The following is a 16,361-nucleotide window of genomic DNA, read 5'->3' as shown; positions in this document are numbered from 1 at the left end:
TGAGATCGCCTCACTTCTCGGGGGTGGGTGGTGCGCTGTCGCCCCCGTCAGCGCGGGTGGCCGGTCCCGGGCGGGGCCCGGGGGACGCCGGTCGTTCGTGGTGGGTGCGTCGCATCTCGTGGGTCGGTGGGTCGGCCGGCCCCGGCGGGCGGGGCCGGAGGTCGGTCAGTGGGCGGGCGGCCGCAGGTCGAGCTCCAGCCGGTAGCGGTCGCCGCGGTAGACCGACCGGACGTACTCCAGCGGCCTGCCTCCGGCGTCGCGGGTGACCCGCTCGAACAGGAACGCCGGCATGTGCACCGGCACGCCCAGCTCGGCGGCCTCCTCCTCGGTGACGACGGTCGGCTCGATCGTCTCGGTGCCCGAGGCGATCTCGACGCCGTCGGCGCGCAGCAGCTCGTAGAACGAGCCGCCTTCGAGGTCCTGGCGCCGCAGGTCCGGCAGCAGGGCCCGCGGCATGTACAGCGTCTCGATCGCCATCGTGGCGCCGTCCGCGAGCCGGAGCCGCCGAATGGTAAATACCTCTTCGGCCGGTGACAGGGCCAGGCGTCTGCCGATCCGCGCCCCCGCGGTCTCCGTGCGGAACGACAGCACCCGGCCCCCGGGCCGCATCCCGCGCCGGATCATGTCCTCGGTGAACGAGGACATGGTCAGCGGCACGGCGATCCGGGGCTCGGCGACATAGGTGCCGCTGCCGTGCCGGCGGTTCAGCCGCCCCTCGGCGACCAGACCGTCGATGGCCTGCCGCAACGTCGGGCGGGAGACGCCGAGCTCCGTCGCCAGCCGGCGCTCGGACGGGAGCGCGTCGCCGACGTCGAGCCCGTCCAGCATCTCCAGCAGCCGACGCTGCACGGTCTGCCGCTTCGTGTGCCCGGAACGGGCCTCACCGGCGGAACGCAACGATCCGACCTCCTGCCCTGCCCATGTCGTGTGGCCACACGTTATGTCCCGCACCGGAATTGGTCAATACCACTTTGTCGATGTTTGCCATGGCGGGCGACCCCGTCCGCGGTTTACGGTCGCCCCGATCGTCGGAAAGACGGCGGAGCGCCGCGCGCGGGGCGCGCGGCGAGGAAGGCGGCGAGATGAGAAGAGTCGTGCGGGGCGCCCTGGCGGTGGCGTCCCCCCTGGTCCTGGCGGCGACGCTGTGCGCCGTCCCGGCCGAGGCGAGCGGGCCGCCCGGGCACCGGGACGGGTGGCGGCTGGTCGCCGCCGAGTCGTTCGACCGGAACCTCGACAGCAGGCGGCAGCCCTGGTTCCGGGACGGCGACGGCCCGTCGAGTCCTTACAACGTCGACATGTACGACAACGACGGCGCCTACTTCGACACCGTCGGCGGCCCCGCGTTCCGCGAGCAGCTCGCGAAGATGGAGACGTACCGGCAGTCGTTCACGTTCGGCAAGCGGGGCTGGCTGACGGCCGAGCTCGCGGCCCGCGACGCCGACGGCGACGGCCGCCCCGACGACCCGCCGACGCTCACCTCGGGGAAGGGCGTCGCGCGGATGGCGGAACCCGCCCACCAGGGCGGCGTCGTGATCCGCTCCACCCGCGACCTGCCCGCCGAGTACCGCGTCGAGATGACGCTGCGGGGCCTGGACTTCGGCGGCGAGCGCAACGGGGTGTGGGACTACCCGGACGGCCGGATCAACGGCTACTCGCCCGACGGCTGCAAGACGAACTTCCCCTGGGCGTCCGGCGGGGACTTCTCCCGGCCCGAGTGCGAGTGGGCGGACGTCCGCACCGACTCCAACGGCTTCTACTACATGTCGATCATGGACTACGAGCGGGTCGCGCCGCACAACAACGTGTTCGTCCACGCGCACCGCAAGGTCGCCATGGACGGCTACAACCGGTACAAGTACGACAAGGCGGGGCTGCGGTACTGCAACCCCGCGACCGGCGAGTACGAGCCGTACGAGGCCGGCACCGGCAACGGCGTCAACGCGCTGTTCATGACCGACGACCGCAGGTACGCCGCCATGCCCGGCACCGAGTACCTGATGGAGAGCGAGTGCGGGTTCGCCAAGGGCGGCGCGATCGTCTCGGCCGTCGACATGCGGCCCGAGCTGCTGCCCGACAAGCCGTACCGGTTCGCGATCGAGCGGCGCGACGGCGCGTACACGATGGAGATCTCGGGGGTCTTCGCCCACGTCGGCCAGACCACCTACCGCTACACCCGCGCCTTCGTCGAGGACGGGGAGCCCATCTGGCACTACAACCAGAAGCCGGAGGAGTACGACGGCCGGTTCAACGCCGACTGGACCTGGGAGGGCCCGGGCGGCACGCTCGTCGACCGCGACACCTGGCCCGCCGGGTCCGCCTACCCGGACCGGTTCATGATCGGAGATCCGCACATGAACTTCTACGAGGGCGGGGCCAAGGTGGACGACGTCCGCCTGTACGTCCCGCGCCGGTGAGCCCGCGCCTGTAGGACCGGGTCCGCGGGACCGGCCGGAGGGACCGCGCCGACACGTCCGCGCAGGCGGGGCATCGCCTATATCGTGGGCCCCATGACGGCGCGACCACGCATCGCGGCTCCGCGCCGGGGGGCCGCGTGACCCGCCCGGCCATCGAGCCGGACGCGCCGGGCCGGCCGCCGGAGCCGTCCCTCGCCGACCCGTGCGACGCGCGGGAACCGGCGGGGGAGCGGCTGCACGGCGGCGGACCCGGCCCCGGCCTGGACGTGTTCCTGTCCGGCCGGGTCTTCATGGACATGATCTTCACCGGGCTGCCGGGGCTGCCGCCGCCCGGCACCGAGATCGTCACCGACGGGCTCGGCTCGGCGCCGGGCGGCGTCGCGAACATCGCGGTCGCGATGAGCCGGCTCGGCCTGCGCGTCGGCCTCGCCGCGCCGTTCGGCGACGACATGTTCGGCTCCTACCTGTGGCGGACGCTCGCCGAGCAGGAGGGCGTCGACCTGCGGGCGTCCCGCCGCGTCCCCGGCTGGTCGACGCCGGTCACCGTGTCGATGGCCTACGACTCCGACCGCAGCATGGTCACGTTCGCGCGCCCCGTCCCGCCGCAGGTCGAGGAACCGCCGGGCGGCGCCCCGCCGGACGCCCGCGCCTGCTTCATCGACGTCGACCGGCCCGTCCCCCCGTGGGCGGCCGGCGCCCGCGAGCGCGGCGCGCTGATCTTCGCCGACCTCGGCTGGGACCCCACCGGCGCCTGGTCCGCCGAGGTCCTCGACCGGCTCGCGCACGTGGACGTGTTCCTGCCGAACGCCGCCGAGGCGATGGCCTACACCCGCACCGGCGACCCGCCGTCCGCCGCGGAGGCCCTCGCCGAGCGCGCGCCGGTCGTGGTCGTCAAGTGCGGCGCGGACGGCGCCATCGCGCTGGACCGCACCACGGGGGAGCGCGCCGAGGCCCCCGCCCTGCCCGTCCGGGCGCTGGACGCCACCGGCGCCGGCGACGTGTTCGCGGCCGGGTTCGTGTTCGGCACGCTCGCGGGGCTGCCGCTGGTCGAGCGGCTGCGCTTCGCGAACCTGTGCGCGGGACTGTCGGTCCGGCACCGCAGCGGTTCGCTCGGCTCGCCGTGCTGGGGCGAGATCGCCGCGTTCGGGGAGTCGGGCGAGGTGCCCGAGTCGGTTCTGGCCGACTACGCGTTCGTGGTCCCGTTCGTCCCGGACATGGCGGAGAACACGGTCGTCCGCGCCGAGCCCACCCTCCGCACCGACCCCTAGCGCCGGGCCCGGGCCCCCGCCGACGGACGGACCGGCCGGCCGCGGGGGCGGCGGGTCAGGCGGAGGCGATCGGCGGGCGGGTCGCGCGGTACTCCTGCGGGCTGACGCCGTGCTCCCGCTTGAACGCGGTGCTGAGCGCGAAGGCGGTGCCGTAGCCGACGCGCCGCGCCACCGTCTCGAGCGTCGCGTCGCTCTCCCGCAGCAGGTCGGCGGCCTGCGCCAGGCGCAGGCCGGTGAGGTAGGACATCGGCGGCTCCCCGAGCAGCCGCCCGAACCGCTGGGCCAGCGCCGCGCGGGACACCCCGACGCGGGCGGCGAGGTCCGCGACCGTCCAGGGGTGCGCCGGGTCGTCGTGCAGCAGCCGCATCGCCGGGCCCACCACCGGGTCGCCGTGCGCGAGGTACCAGCCGGGCCGCTCCGCGCCGTCCCGCGCGAGCCAGGCGCGCAGCGCCGCGATGAGCAGCAGGTCCAGCAGCCGGTCGAGCACCACGTCCTGGCCGGGCTCGTCCTTGCCGATCTCGTCGCCGAGCAGGCCGACCAGCGGGGAGTCCCAGGCGTCGCCGCGGACGATCGCGAGCTGCGGCAGCGCGGCCAGCAGCCGGCGGGTCACGGCCCCGCGCATCTGGTAGGTGCCGATCAGCATGACCGCCGACCCGTCCGGGTCGTTGCCCCAGGCCCGGACCCCGAGGTCCATCGCGTCCGACAGGCTCGTGCCGTCGGGCGTCGTGCACCGCTGGCCGGGGTGGATGACGATCTGCGGCGCGGTCGCCGGATCGTCGGCCATCGTGTACGGCTCCGGGCCCTTGACGAGCAGGACGTCCCCGGCCCGGACGGCGCGCGGCGCGTCCCCGTCGGGCAGCACCCACGCGTCGTCGCTGATCATCGCGACGAGCGTCAGCGGCGCTTCGTCCCGGATCCGCACCGACCACGGCGGGCTCAGCGTCGCGCGGAGCATGAACGCGCCGCGCGCCCGGGGGCCGTCGAGGAGGTCGGTGAGCGCGTCCACTCCGCCAGCCTAGACGCTCGCGAATGCGGGCGAGGTTCTCGACGATGGTGGCCGGACGGGCCCGCCGGTTGACTTGAGGACATGACGAACAGCGCTCCGAACACCACGCCGGAAACCATCGACACGAAGATCGACACGGGCCTCACGCTGGTCCTGGGCGGCACCGGCAAGACCGGCCGTCGCGTCGTGGAGCGGCTGGAGGCCATGGACGTGCCCGTCCGGATGGGCTCCCGCGCGGCGGACCCGGCCTTCGACTGGACGGACGAGGCCGGCTGGCCGCGGGTCCTGCGGGACGTCGACGCCGTCTACCTCGCGTACGCCCCCGACCTGGCCGCCCCGGGCGCGCCGGACGCGATCCGGGCGTTCACCGCCGCGGCGCGGGACGCGGGCGTGCGGCGGGTGGTCCTGCTGTCGGGACGCGGCGAGGCCGAGGCCGTCGCCTGCGAGGACATCGTCCGCGCCTCGGGGCTGGAGTGGACGGTCGTCCGCGCGAGCTGGTTCGCGCAGAACTTCAGCGAGGACTACCTCCTCGACCCGGTCCGCGCCGGCGAGGTCGTCCTCCCGGCGGGCGACGTGCCCGAGCCGTTCGCGGACGCCGACGACATCGCCGACGTCGCGGTCGCGGCGCTCACCGCGGACGGGCACGCGGGGGAGGTGTACGAGGTGACCGGGCGGCGCGCCCTGTCCTTCCCCGAGGCGGTCGCCGAGATCGGCCGCGCGACCGGGCGCGACATCGCCTACGTGCGGGTCGGCGTCGCGGACTACGCCGCCGCGGTGCGGGAGCACGGCGTGCCCGGCGAGGTCGCCGACCTGCTGACGTACCTGTTCGGCACGATCCTGGACGGCCGCAACGGCGAGCCCGGCGACGGCGTGCGGCGCGCGCTCGGCCGGGAGGCCCGCGACTTCGCCGACTACGCCCGCGAGACCGCCGCCAGCGGCGTCTGGGACGCCTGACCCGCGCGGCCCGGCCCCGGCGGACCGGGGCCGGGGCGCCTCGCCGGACCTCCCCGACCTGAACGGAGAACCACCATGAAAAACCTGCTCACCGTCATCTGCGCCGCCGTGTCCATCGTGGGAGCCGCGGGCATGGCCGGAACCTTCTTCGGGTTCTCCACCGGCGTCATGCCGGGGCTGAACGCGGCCCGGCCGTCCGCGGCGATCGACGCCATGCAGGGCATCAACCAGAAGATCCAGAACCCGCTGTTCATCGCCATGTTCGTGCTGACGCCGGTCGTCGCCGCGGGGGCGGGGGTACTGCTGCTGACGCTCGACCAGAAGGCCGCGGCGATCCTGTTCTTCGCCGCCGCCGGCGTGTACGTCCTCGGCGCGCTGTTCCCGAGCTTCGCCGTGAACATCCCGCTGAACGAGACGCTGGACAAGGCCGAGATCCCCGCGGACCCGGGCGAGGCCGCGCGCGTGTGGGCCGACTACTCCGGCCGCTGGACGACCTGGAACTCCGTCCGGGCGGTCGCCGGCTGGGCGAGCGTGCTCGCGATGGCCGCGGGGGCCTACCTGTGGGGCCGGGACGCCTGACGCCGCCTACGATCACGGCATGAGCGGTCTCTATGCCATCAGCGACCTGCACGTGGGATTCTCCGACAACCGCGCGTTCGTGGAGGGGCTGCGCCCCGCGTCCGACGGCGACTGGCTGATCGTCGCCGGGGACGTCGCCGAGCGCTTCGACGACGTCGAGTGGACGCTGCGTACCCTGGCCGGGCGTTTCGCGAAAGTGATCTGGACGCCCGGCAACCACGAACTCTGGACGATCAAGGACGACCCCGTGGCGCTGCGCGGCGAGGCCCGCTACCGCCGGCTGGTGGACATGTGCCGCGCGCTCGGCGTCGCCACCCCCGAGGACCCCTACCCCGTGTGGACGGGCGACGGCGGCCCGGTGACGATCGCGCCGCTGTTCGTCCTGTACGACTACACGTTCCGGCCCGAGGGGGCCGCCACCAAGGAGCAGGCCCTCGAGATCGCGCACGAGGCGGGCGTCGTGTGCACCGACGAGGTCTACCTCCACCCCGACCCGCACCCCACCCGGGACGCCTGGTGCGACGCCCGCATCGCCTACACCGAGCGGAGGATGGCGGAGCTGGAGCCCGGCACCCGGACCGTGCTCGTCAACCACTGGCCGCTGATCCGCGAACCCACCCGCGTGCTCTGGTACCCCGAGTTCGCCCAGTGGTGCGGCAGCGAGCGCACCGCCGACTGGCACGTCCGGTTCGGCGCGGTGTCGGTGGTGTACGGGCACCTGCACATTCCCCGGACGATCTGGGCGGACGGCGTCCCGCACGTCGAGGTGTCGGTGGGCTACCCGCGCGAGTGGCGGAAGCACCGGGGCGCGCCGCCCGGCCCGCGCCGCGTCCTGCCCCCGCCCCGGGAGGACGCCGGCTAGCCGCCGTCCGCGCCGGGCCCGCCCGGCGCGCCGTTCCGCGGCCCGCGAAACGCTTCCGGCCCGTCCGGGCCGTCCGCGCGGGGCGCGACGCCCCAGGCGGCGAGCGCCAGCAGCCGGTCGGCCGCGGCGGGCTCCTGCTCGGTGACGGTCGCGATGGCGCCCGCGAGCCGCAGCACGTCGGCGAAGTCGGCGCCGGGGGCGACGTCGCCCGCCTGCTGCGCGCGGACGAACAGCCGCTGGCCCGCGGCGCGCATCGCCCGCGAGGAGTCGAGCAGCGCCGACCGCTCGTCCCGCAGCGACACCACGGCCGACGCCGCCAGCCCGCGGAACGCCGTGACCCGCGCGATGAACGCGCGCAGCCAGGCGAGCAGGGCGTCGCCCGGGGCGGGCGAGTCCGCCAGCTCCCGGGCGCGCGCGGCGAGGTCGTCGTAGGCGCCCGCGAGGAGCGCCTCGAGCAGGTCCTGGCGGGTGGGGAAGTGCCGGTACAGGGTCCCGATGCCGACCTCGGCGCGCCGCGCGACGGCCTCCAGCGAGGCGCCCGCGCCCTCCCGCTGGAACACCTCGCGCGCGGCGGCGAGCAGCCGCGCGCGGTTGCGGCGCACGTCGGACCGCTCCGCGCGGGGGCGGGGCCGGGACGCGCCGTCGCTGGTCACCTTGGGTCCGCTGTCCTTTCGGCATGGGTGCGGTGTACGGCCGTTCCCACGGATTGGAACGGTCCTTCGATACTATCCGCGCCCTGCCGGAACCATGCGTCCGCCCAGCTCAACGTGCCCGCCGACGGTGCCGCTCCCGGTGCCGGCCGGCGGCCCGCCGCGCCGCCGGGAACCCCCGCGGACGGCCGCGGGCCGGGCCGGCGGGAGCGGTGGACGCCCCGCGCCGGACCCGGCCCGCGGACCCGGTCAGCGAGTTCGATCGGCGAGCCCTATCAGCGAGCCCGGCCGAACCCGATCGGCGGACCGGTCAGGAGCCGTTCGGCGTGACCGGGAGGTACACGCGCCCCCCGGCGGCCTTGAACTCGCCCGCCTTCTCCCGCATCCCGGCGGCGATCGCCTCGGTGTCGCCCAGGCCGCGCTCGTCGGCGTACCGGCGGACGTCCCGGGTGATCTTCATCGAGCAGAAGTGCGGGCCGCACATCGAGCAGAAGTGCGCCGTCTTCGCCGGGGCCGCCGGCAGCGTCGCGTCGTGGAAGGAGCGCGCGGTGTCGGGGTCCAGCGACAGGTTGAACTGGTCCTCCCAGCGGAAGTCGAACCGGGCGTCCGACAGCGCGTCGTCCCACGCCTGCGCGCCCGGGTGGCCCTTGGCGACGTCCGCCGCGTGCGCGGCGATCTTGTAGGCGATCACGCCCGCCTTGACGTCGTCGCGGTCGGGCAGCCCGAGATGCTCCTTCGGCGTGACGTAGCAGAGCATCGCGGTGCCGTGCCAGCCGATCATCGCGGCGCCGATCGCCGAGGTGATGTGGTCGTAGCCGGGCGCGATGTCGGTGGTCAGCGGCCCGAGCGTGTAGAACGGGGCGCCGTCGCACCACTCCTGCTGGAGGTCGACGTTCTCCTTGATCTTGTGCATCGGGACGTGCCCGGGCCCCTCGTTCATGACCTGGTTGTCGTACTCGGCCGCGATGCGCGTCAGCTCGCCCTGAGTGCGCAGCTCCGCGAACTGCGCCTCGTCGTTGGCGTCGGCGATCGAGCCGGGCCGCAGCCCGTCCCCGAGCGACCACGTGACGTCGTAGGCAGCGAAGATCTCGCACAGCTCCCGGAAGTGCGTGTACAGGAAGTTCTCCTCGTGGTGCGCCAGGCACCACGCCGCCATGATCGACCCGCCGCGCGACACGATGCCGGTCTTGCGGCGCGCCGTCAGCGGGACGTACCGCAGCAGCACGCCCGCGTGGACGGTCATGTAGTCGACGCCCTGCTCGGCCTGCTCGATCACGGTGTCGCGGAAGACCTCCCAGGTCAGCTCGGCCGGGTCGCCGCCGACCTTCTCCACCGCCTGGTACAGCGGGACGGTCCCCACCGGGACGGGCGAGTTCCGCAGGATCCACTCGCGGGTGGTGTGGATGTCGCGGCCCGTCGACAGGTCCATGATCGTGTCGGCGCCCCACCGGGTCGCCCACGTCATCTTCTCCACCTCGTCCTCGATCGAGGACGCCACCGCCGAGTTCCCGATGTTGGCGTTCACCTTCACCAGGAAGTTCCGGCCGATGATCATCGGCTCGATCTCGGGATGGTTGACGTTCGCCGGCAGCACCGCGCGGCCCGCCGCCAGCTCGTCCCGGACGAACTCCGGCGCGACGCCCTCGCGCAGCGCGACGAACTCCATCTCGGGCGTGATCTCCCCGCGCCGCGCGTAGGCGCGCTGGGTGACGGCCCCGCCGGACGCCCGGCGCGGCCGCCGCGCGGGGAACGCCGCGCCCTCCCGCATCGGATCGCCGGACCGGCGCCCGTCGTCCTCGGGGCGCGCGGCGCGCCCGTCGTAGGCGGCGGTGTCGCCGCGCTCGGCGATCCACGCGTCCCGCAGGGCCGGCAGGCCCCGGCGGACGTCGGTCTCGAAGGCGGGGTCGGTGTACGGTCCCGACGTGTCGTACAGGACCACGGCGTCGCCGTTGGTCAGCGGCACCTCCCGCATCGGCACCCGCACATCGGGCCGGGAGCCCTGCAGGTACGTCTTGCGGGCGGCCTGAACCACAGATTCGTTCACGACTCGATCTCTCCCTACGCCGGCATTACCCGGTCAGGTTCATGCGGTCAGCGGCCGTGCCAGCCGCTATCTCAGCCCGGTTCGCCGGGCCCCCGCGTCGGTCGTGATCGACGGTAACCCCTGCCGCCCCCGTTGCCGCAACCGGGGAGCATGGGGTAGACGCGCGCGTGCCGCCCCCGGTGACCGGGGGCGGCACGCGCGTCCGTTCCGCGGCGGGCGGGCCGCCGGCGCCCTACACCGTCGCCGGCGCTCCTCCCGCCGTCACGCGGGACGGGTCAGACCAGACCGGTCAGACCAGGCCCTGCGCGAGCATCGCGTCGGCGACCCGCTCGAAGCCGGCGATGTTGGCGCCGACGACGTAGTCGCCGGGGGCGCCGTACCGCTCGGCGGTCTCGAAGCAGGTGGCGTGGATGTCGCGCATGATCCGCGCCAGTTCGCTCTCGACCTGCGAGAACGTCCATGACTCGCGGCCCGCGTTCTGCCGCATCTCCAGCGCGCTGACCGCCACGCCGCCCGCGTTCGCGGCCTTCCCGGGCCCGAACGCCACGCCGGCGTCCTGCAGGATGTGGACGGCCTCGGGCGTCGTCGGCATGTTCGCGCCCTCCGCCACCGCCTTCACCCCGTTGCGGACGAGGATCCGGGCGGACTCGGCGTCCAGCTCGTTCTGGGTCGCCGACGGCAGCGCGATGTCGGCCGGCACGTCCCAGACCCGCCCCGCCGGGACGAACCGGGCCGAGGCGCCGCGCAGCTCCGCGTAGTCGGAGACGCGGCCCCGGTCGACCTCCTTGACGTGCTTGAGCAGGTCGAGGTCGATGCCCTTCTCGTCGACGACGTAGCCGCCCGAGTCGGACACGGTGATGACGTTCGCGCCGAGCGCCTGCGCCTTCTCGATCGAGTAGATGGCGACGTTGCCGGACCCGGACACCACGACCTGCTGCCCGTCGAGGTCCTCGCCGCGCCGCTTCAGCATCTCGGCGGTGAACAGGACGCTGCCGTACCCGGTCGCCTCGGTGCGGCCCGCGGAGCCGCCCCAGCCCTGCCCCTTGCCGGTGAGGACGCCGGCCTCCCAGCGGTTGGTGACGCGCCGGTACTGGCCGAACAGGAAGCCGATCTCGCGGCCGCCGACGCCGATGTCGCCCGCCGGGACGTCGGTGTGCTCGCCCACGTGCCGGTACAGCTCGGTCATGAACGACTGGCAGAACCGCATGATCTCGTCGTCGGACCGCCCGTGCGGGTCGAAGTCGCTGCCGCCCTTGCCGCCGCCGATGCCGAGCCCGGTGAGCGCGTTCTTGAAGATCTGCTCGAAGCCGAGGAACTTCACGATCCCCAGGTTCACCGTGGGGTGGAACCGCAGGCCGCCTTTGTACGGGCCGAGCGCGCCGTTGAACTCGACGCGGAAGCCGCGGTTGACGTGCACCCGGCCGGCGTCGTCCTGCCACGGTACGCGGAACATGATCTGCCGCTCGGGCTCGATCAGCCGCTCGATCAGCCTGCTCGCGGCCAGCCGCGGCCGCGCGGACAGCACGGCGGGCAGCGACTCGAGCACCTCGTGGACGGCCTGGTGGAACTCCGGCTCGCCGGGGTCGCGGCGCAGGACGCCGTCGTAGGTCTCCTCGAGCGCGGCCAGGACGTCGGGCGAGCCGGGCAGACGGGGGGACAGGGGCATGTGGTGGTTCCTTTCGGCGAACGGTGATCGTGCGGGTACGCCGGCGACCGAGACGTTCACCTCCCGCGGCCCCATTGCCGGGACGCCACGGCCTCAAGCGGCCTTCTCACTCTAAAACGTGATCGCCGTACGCATGACGCTGCTAAGCTGTCCCGTTTGCCAACATCTGCGCCGTCAGGGACATTCCACGCCGCGCCGCCGCTCAAACCCGGTGCGCCGCCTCCGGAGCGGGCCGGATGCGCGGATCGCGGGCGGTCGGGGAAGATGGTCGCGTGGTGACCCTCTCCCGGCTCGGCGGACTTCCGAAGCGCCTCGTGGGCGGCGGGACCGGCGCCCGCGGCGGGACCGCCGCGCGCGACGCGGTCCTCGCGCTGCTGCTGGCGGCGGCGGCCGTCGCCGCGGCCCTGGCGTGGCCGGGCGTGCGGCCCCTCGACGCGCCCGGCGCCGTGCTGCTCGCCGCCGCGCACCTCCCGCTGGCCGCCATCCGGCGCCGCCCGGCCCCCGGGCTCGCGGTCCTGGTCGCCCTGGCGCTGGCGTACCACCTGCTGCAGTACCAGCACCACGCGCTCGTCCCGGCCGAGGTCATCGCGCTGTTCGCCTACGCCGTGTTCGGCCGGCGCGTGCGGGTCGTGCTCGGCGCGGTCGCGTCCCTGCTGGGGATCTGCGTCATCGGGATGGCGATGCGGGCCGGGGGGAGCGGCGTCCGGGAGCAGATCGCGGTGATCGAGGCCGTGGTCGCGGTGGTGATCGCGGTGCAGGTCTGGCGGTCGCACCGGGCCCGGCTCGCGGCGATCACCGAGCGCGCCGAGCGGGCCGAGCGGACCCGCGAGGAGGAGGCCCGGCGCCGCGTCGCCGAGGAGCGGCTGCGCATCGCCCGCGACCTGCACGACCTCCTCGCGCACAGCATCACCGTGATCGGGGTGCAGGCCGGCGCCGCCGCCCACCTCGTCCGCGGGGACCGGCCGCTGGACCGCACCGAGCTGGCCGACGCGCTCGCCTGCATCGCCGCGACGTGCCGGGACGCCCGCGTCGAGCTGCGCGGCACCCTGCAGGTCCTCCGCGGGACGGACGCGCCCGTGTCCGGGCGGCCGCCGGGGCTGGACGGGATCGTCGAGCTGGTGGCGGCCGCCCGCGGCGGCGGGCTCCGGGTGACGTTCGCGGACGGGTCGGCCGGGCCCGCCGGGGAGCGCCCGCCGCCCGACGTGGGCGTCGCCGCCTACCGGATCGTCCAGGAGGCGCTGACCAACGTCGTCAAGCACGCGGGCGCGGCGTCGGCGGACGTGAGCCTCACCCGCGCCGGCGGCGACCTCGTCGTGCGGGTCGCCGACGACGGGCGCGGCCTCGCCGCGGACCCGTCCGGCGGACCCGGGGGCGGCGGGGGCGGGCCTTCCGGCTTCGGTGTGCTCGGCATGATCGAGCGGGCCCGCAGCGTCGGCGGGACGCTCGACGCCGGGCCCGCCCCCGGCGGCGGGTTCGCGGTCACCGCGGTCCTCCCCGCGGGCCGTCCGGCCGCTCCCGCCGGCACCCCCGTCGACAGCGCCGTCGACAGCGCCGTCGAAACCTCCGCCGACACCTCTTCCTGACCTCGGGGGACGCTCCGCGCGACGTAACCGCCCTCACATGATCCGCGCCGGGGTCTTTCCAATGCTGACCTGTAAGGTCAACATCAAGGGCATGGGGGAGGCGAGCGCGCCGGTGAGCACGGAGACGGGGACGACGTCCGAGGCGGCCGAACGGGTCTTCACGGTGCCCAATGTGCTCAGCATGGCGCGGCTCGTGGGCGTCCCGCTGTTCCTGTGGCTGGTCCTGGTCGAGGCCGACTGGTGGGCGCTCGGCCTGCTGGTGGCGGCCGGGCTGTCGGACTGGCTGGACGGCAAGCTGGCGCGGGCGCTGAACCAGACCAGCAGGCTCGGCATGGTCCTGGACCCCGCCGCGGACCGGCTCTACATCCTCGCCACCCTCGTCGGGCTCACCATCCGCGAGATCATCCCGCTGTGGCTGGTCGCGCTGCTGGTCGCGCGCGAGGTCGCGATCGTGCCGATCGCGCCGCTCGTCCGGCGGCTCGGCTACAACGGGACGCTCCCGGTCCACTTCATCGGCAAGACGGCGACGTTCTGCCTGCTGTACGCGTTCCCGCTGCTGCTGCTGGGCGACCACGACGGCGGCGCGGCGACCGCGGCGAAGATCATCGGCTGGTCGTTCGCGATCTGGGGGACGGCCCTGTACTGGTGGGCGGCCGTCCTTTACTGGGCGCAGACGCGGCGACTCATGTCGGCCGGCCGCGGCTCGCCGCCGGGGCCGCCGGCCGGGGACGCGTCCGGTCCGCCGGGCGGCCCCTCGCGCGATCCGTCGCGCGCCCCCGCCGCGGGCCCCCCGGCCGGCGGCCAGAAGGGAGCGGAGACCCCCCGATGAAGGCCGTCGTGATGGCGGGAGGCGAGGGGACGCGGCTGCGTCCGATGACCGCCAACCAGCCGAAGCCCCTGCTCCCGCTCGTCAACCGGCCCATCATGGAGCACGTGCTGCGCCTGCTGAAGCGGCACGGGTTCACCGAGACCGTCGTCACCGTCCAGTTCCTGGCCGCGCTCATCCGCAACTACTTCGGCGACGGCGAGGAGCTCGGCATGTCGCTGAGCTACGCCACCGAGGAGATCCCGCTCGGCACCGCCGGCAGCGTCAAGAACGCCGAGGAGGCGCTGCGCGACGACCGGTTCCTCGTCATCTCGGGAGACGCGCTCACCGACATCGACCTGACCGACATGGTGCGCTTCCACGAGGAGAACGGCGCCCTCGTCACCATCGGGCTCAAGCGGGTCCCGAACCCCCTGGAGTTCGGGATCATCATCGTGGACGACGAAGGCCGCGTGCAGCGGTTCCTGGAGAAGCCGACGTGGGGGCAGGTGTTCTCCGACACCGTCAACACCGGCATCTACGTCATGGAGCCGGAGGTCCTCGAGCACGTCGCGCCGGGGGAGTCGGTCGACTGGTCCGGCGACGTGTTCCCCGAGCTGCTCGCCGCGGGCGCGCCGCTGTTCGGGTACGTCGCCGACTGCTACTGGGAGGACGTCGGCACCCACGAGAGCTACCTGAAGGCGCAGGCCGACATGCTGTCGGGGCAGGTCGGGATCGACCTCGGCGGGTTCGAGATGTCGCCCGGCGTGTGGGTCGCCGAGGGCGCCGAGGTCGACGCCGAGGCCGTCCTGAAGGGGCCGCTGTACATCGGCGACTACGCGAAGGTCGAGGCGGGCGTCGAACTGCGCGAGTACACGGTGCTCGGCAGCAACGTCGTCGTGAAGGAAGGCGCCTTCCTGCACCGCGCCGTCGTCCACGACAACGTGTTCGTCGCGCCCTCCACGAACCTGCGCGGCTGCGTGATCGGCAAGAACACCGACATCATGACGGGCGCGCGCGTCGAGGAGGGCGCGGTCGTCGGCGACGAGTGCGTCATCGAGGCCGAGGCGTACGTCTCCAGCGGCGTGAAGGTCTACCCGTTCAAGACGATCGAGGCCGGCGCCGTCGTCAACACCAGCGTCATCTGGGAGTCGCGGGGGCAGCGCAACCTGTTCGGGCCGCGCGGCGTGTCCGGCCTGATCAACGTGGAGATCACCCCGGAGCTGGCGGTGCGGCTCGCCAGCGCCTACGCGACCACCCTGAAGAAGGGCGCCACGGTCGTCACCGGACGGGACGTGTCGCGGGCCGCGCGCACGCTCAAGCGCGCGGTGATCAGCGCGCTGACGTCCAGCGCGATCAACGTGCGCGACCTGGAGGCCGCGCCGCTGACCGTCGCCCGGTTCGAGACCGGCCGCGCCGAGTCGGCGGGCGGGATCTACATCCGCACCACGCTCGGCGACCCGCAGGGCGTCGACATCCTCTTCCTGGACCCCGGCGGCGCCGACCTGTCGCAGGCCGCGCAGCGCAAGCTCGAGCGGGTGTTCGGCCGCCAGGAGTACCGGCGCGCGTTCCCCGGCGAGATCGCCGAGCTGACCTACCCGCCGCGCGTCGTCGAGACCTACATCCGCGAGCTGCTGCGCGGCGTCGACATCAGCGGCGTCCGCGAGGCCGGGCTCAAGATCGTCCTGGACTGCGCGGGCGGGGTGTCCTCGCTCGTCCTGCCCGCCCTGCTGGGGCAGATCGGCGTGGAGGTCCTCACCCGCAACCACGGCCTGGACGAGGCCAACCCCACCGAGACCCTCGCCGAGCGGATGCGCGACCTGGAGCGGCTCGGCGAGCTGGTGTCGTCGGCGCGGGCCGCGTTCGGCGTCCGGTTCGACCCGGTGGGGGAGCGGATCTCCCTGGTGGACGAGAACGGGCGGCTGGTCGGGGACGACCGCGCGCTGCTGGTCATGCTCGACCTGGTGGCCGCCGAGCGGCGCGGCGGGCGGGTCGCGCTGCCCGTCACCACGACCCGCGTCGCCGAGCAGGTGTGCCGGTTCCACGGCGTCCAGGTCGAGTGGACCTCCACGTCGCAGGACGTCCTCACCAAGGCCGCCGCCCGGCCCGGGGTGATCTTCGCGGGGGACGGCCGCGGCGGGTTCCTCATGCCGGAGTTCAGCGGCACCGTGGACGGGATCGCGGCGTTCGTCCGCCTCGTCGGGCTCGTCGCCCGCACCCGGCTGACGCTCTCGCAGATCGACCGCCGCATCCCCGACGCGCACCTGCTGCGCCGGTCCGTCCCGACGCCGTGGGCCGCGAAGGGCAGCGTCATGCGGCACATCGTGGAGGCCGCGGGCGCCCGGACGGTCGACACCACCGACGGCGTCCGCGTCGTCGAGGACGACGGCCGCTGGGCGCTCGTCCTGCCCGACCCGTCCGAGCCCGTCACGCACCTGTGGGCGGAGGGGCCCGACGCGGACGCCGCGCAGGCCCTGCTCGAGGAGTGGGCGGTCGTCGTGGAGCGCGCCGGGGCCTGACGGCCGCCGCG

General features: G+C 74.3%; 13 protein-coding genes and 1 riboswitch. Of the genes, 8 read left to right on the top strand and 5 right to left on the bottom strand.

Features of this window, described 5'->3' with window-relative positions; translation table 11 throughout:
- Window positions 1-165 precede the first annotated feature (165 nt).
- Window positions 166-897: a GntR family transcriptional regulator gene (locus tag H505_RS52605; RefSeq protein WP_281173520.1), complete on the bottom strand. Its 732-nt coding sequence runs from the start codon at window positions 895-897 to the stop codon at window positions 166-168.
- Window positions 898-1,082: 185 nt separating this feature from the next.
- Between H505_RS52605 and H505_RS0137875 the strand changes: the two genes are divergently transcribed.
- The gene (locus tag H505_RS0137875) at window positions 1,083-2,414 is read left to right on the top strand and encodes a hypothetical protein (protein ID WP_051301609.1); all 1,332 of its coding nucleotides are present in this window, start codon (window positions 1,083-1,085) and stop codon (window positions 2,412-2,414) included.
- Between the two features lie 137 nt (window positions 2,415-2,551).
- A complete protein-coding gene (locus H505_RS46915) occupies window positions 2,552-3,682 on the top strand; it encodes a carbohydrate kinase family protein (RefSeq protein WP_245592735.1) in 1,131 nt (376 codons plus the stop codon).
- A 55-nt stretch (window positions 3,683-3,737) separates the two neighbouring features.
- On the opposite strand, the gene H505_RS0137865 is transcribed toward H505_RS46915, so the two are convergent.
- A complete protein-coding gene (locus H505_RS0137865) occupies window positions 3,738-4,688 on the bottom strand; it encodes an AraC family transcriptional regulator (RefSeq protein ID WP_026406127.1) in 951 nt (316 codons plus the stop codon).
- An 81-nt stretch (window positions 4,689-4,769) separates the two neighbouring features.
- Between H505_RS0137865 and H505_RS0137860 the strand changes: the two genes are divergently transcribed.
- The 3 genes from H505_RS0137860 (at window position 4,770) to H505_RS0137850 (ending at window position 7,083) form a co-directional block, all read left to right on the top strand.
- Window positions 4,770-5,642 carry an NAD(P)H-binding protein gene (locus tag H505_RS0137860; RefSeq protein WP_084551282.1) on the top strand — a complete coding sequence of 291 codons (873 nt, stop codon included), beginning with the start codon at window positions 4,770-4,772 and terminating at the stop codon, window positions 5,640-5,642.
- A 75-nt stretch (window positions 5,643-5,717) separates the two neighbouring features.
- The gene (locus H505_RS0137855) at window positions 5,718-6,221 is read left to right on the top strand and encodes an anthrone oxygenase family protein (protein ID WP_026406125.1); all 504 of its coding nucleotides are present in this window, start codon (window positions 5,718-5,720) and stop codon (window positions 6,219-6,221) included.
- Window positions 6,222-6,240: 19 nt separating this feature from the next.
- On the top strand, window positions 6,241-7,083 hold the full coding sequence (locus H505_RS0137850; RefSeq protein ID WP_026406124.1) for a metallophosphoesterase family protein: 843 nt from the start codon (window positions 6,241-6,243) through the stop codon (window positions 7,081-7,083).
- On the opposite strand, the gene H505_RS46910 is transcribed toward H505_RS0137850, so the two are convergent.
- The 3 genes from H505_RS46910 to gdhA all read right to left on the bottom strand — a co-directional run bounded on the left by H505_RS46910 (window position 7,080) and on the right by gdhA (window position 11,443).
- On the bottom strand, window positions 7,080-7,736 hold the full coding sequence (locus H505_RS46910; RefSeq protein ID WP_064743789.1) for a TetR/AcrR family transcriptional regulator: 657 nt from the start codon (window positions 7,734-7,736) through the stop codon (window positions 7,080-7,082). The genes H505_RS0137850 and H505_RS46910 overlap by 4 nt on opposite strands.
- 307 nt (window positions 7,737-8,043) lie before the next feature.
- Complete coding sequence (gene thiC, locus H505_RS0137840; RefSeq protein WP_026406123.1) at window positions 8,044-9,777, bottom strand: phosphomethylpyrimidine synthase ThiC; 1,734 nt, start codon at window positions 9,775-9,777, stop codon at window positions 8,044-8,046.
- Window positions 9,769-9,883, bottom strand: a riboswitch (TPP riboswitch). Its footprint overlaps the gene before it by 9 nt.
- A gap of 183 nt (window positions 9,884-10,066) precedes the next feature.
- A complete protein-coding gene (gene gdhA / locus H505_RS0137835; protein WP_034521833.1) occupies window positions 10,067-11,443 on the bottom strand; it encodes an NADP-specific glutamate dehydrogenase in 1,377 nt (458 codons plus the stop codon).
- 272 nt (window positions 11,444-11,715) lie between these two features.
- On the opposite strand from gdhA, the gene H505_RS46905 reads away from it, so the two are divergent.
- The 3 genes from H505_RS46905 to H505_RS0137820 all read left to right on the top strand — a co-directional run bounded on the left by H505_RS46905 (window position 11,716) and on the right by H505_RS0137820 (window position 16,350).
- The gene (locus H505_RS46905; RefSeq protein WP_211238639.1) at window positions 11,716-13,026 is read left to right on the top strand and encodes a sensor histidine kinase; all 1,311 of its coding nucleotides are present in this window, start codon (window positions 11,716-11,718) and stop codon (window positions 13,024-13,026) included.
- Window positions 13,027-13,117: 91 nt separating this feature from the next.
- A complete protein-coding gene (clsA, locus tag H505_RS46900) occupies window positions 13,118-13,855 on the top strand; it encodes a cardiolipin synthase ClsA (protein WP_051301642.1) in 738 nt (245 codons plus the stop codon).
- On the top strand, window positions 13,852-16,350 hold the full coding sequence (locus H505_RS0137820) for a mannose-1-phosphate guanyltransferase (RefSeq protein ID WP_026406121.1): 2,499 nt from the start codon (window positions 13,852-13,854) through the stop codon (window positions 16,348-16,350). The genes clsA and H505_RS0137820 overlap by 4 nt, the downstream gene beginning before the upstream one ends.
- Window positions 16,351-16,361: the final 11 nt, after the last annotated feature.

It is taken from the genome of Actinomadura rifamycini DSM 43936, from assembly GCF_000425065.1.
GTDB classification, from domain to species: domain Bacteria; phylum Actinomycetota; class Actinomycetes; order Streptosporangiales; family Streptosporangiaceae; genus Spirillospora; species Spirillospora rifamycini.
The sequence above is the reverse complement of the archived record's forward strand: the minus strand, read 5'-3'. Positions and strand labels throughout refer to the sequence as shown.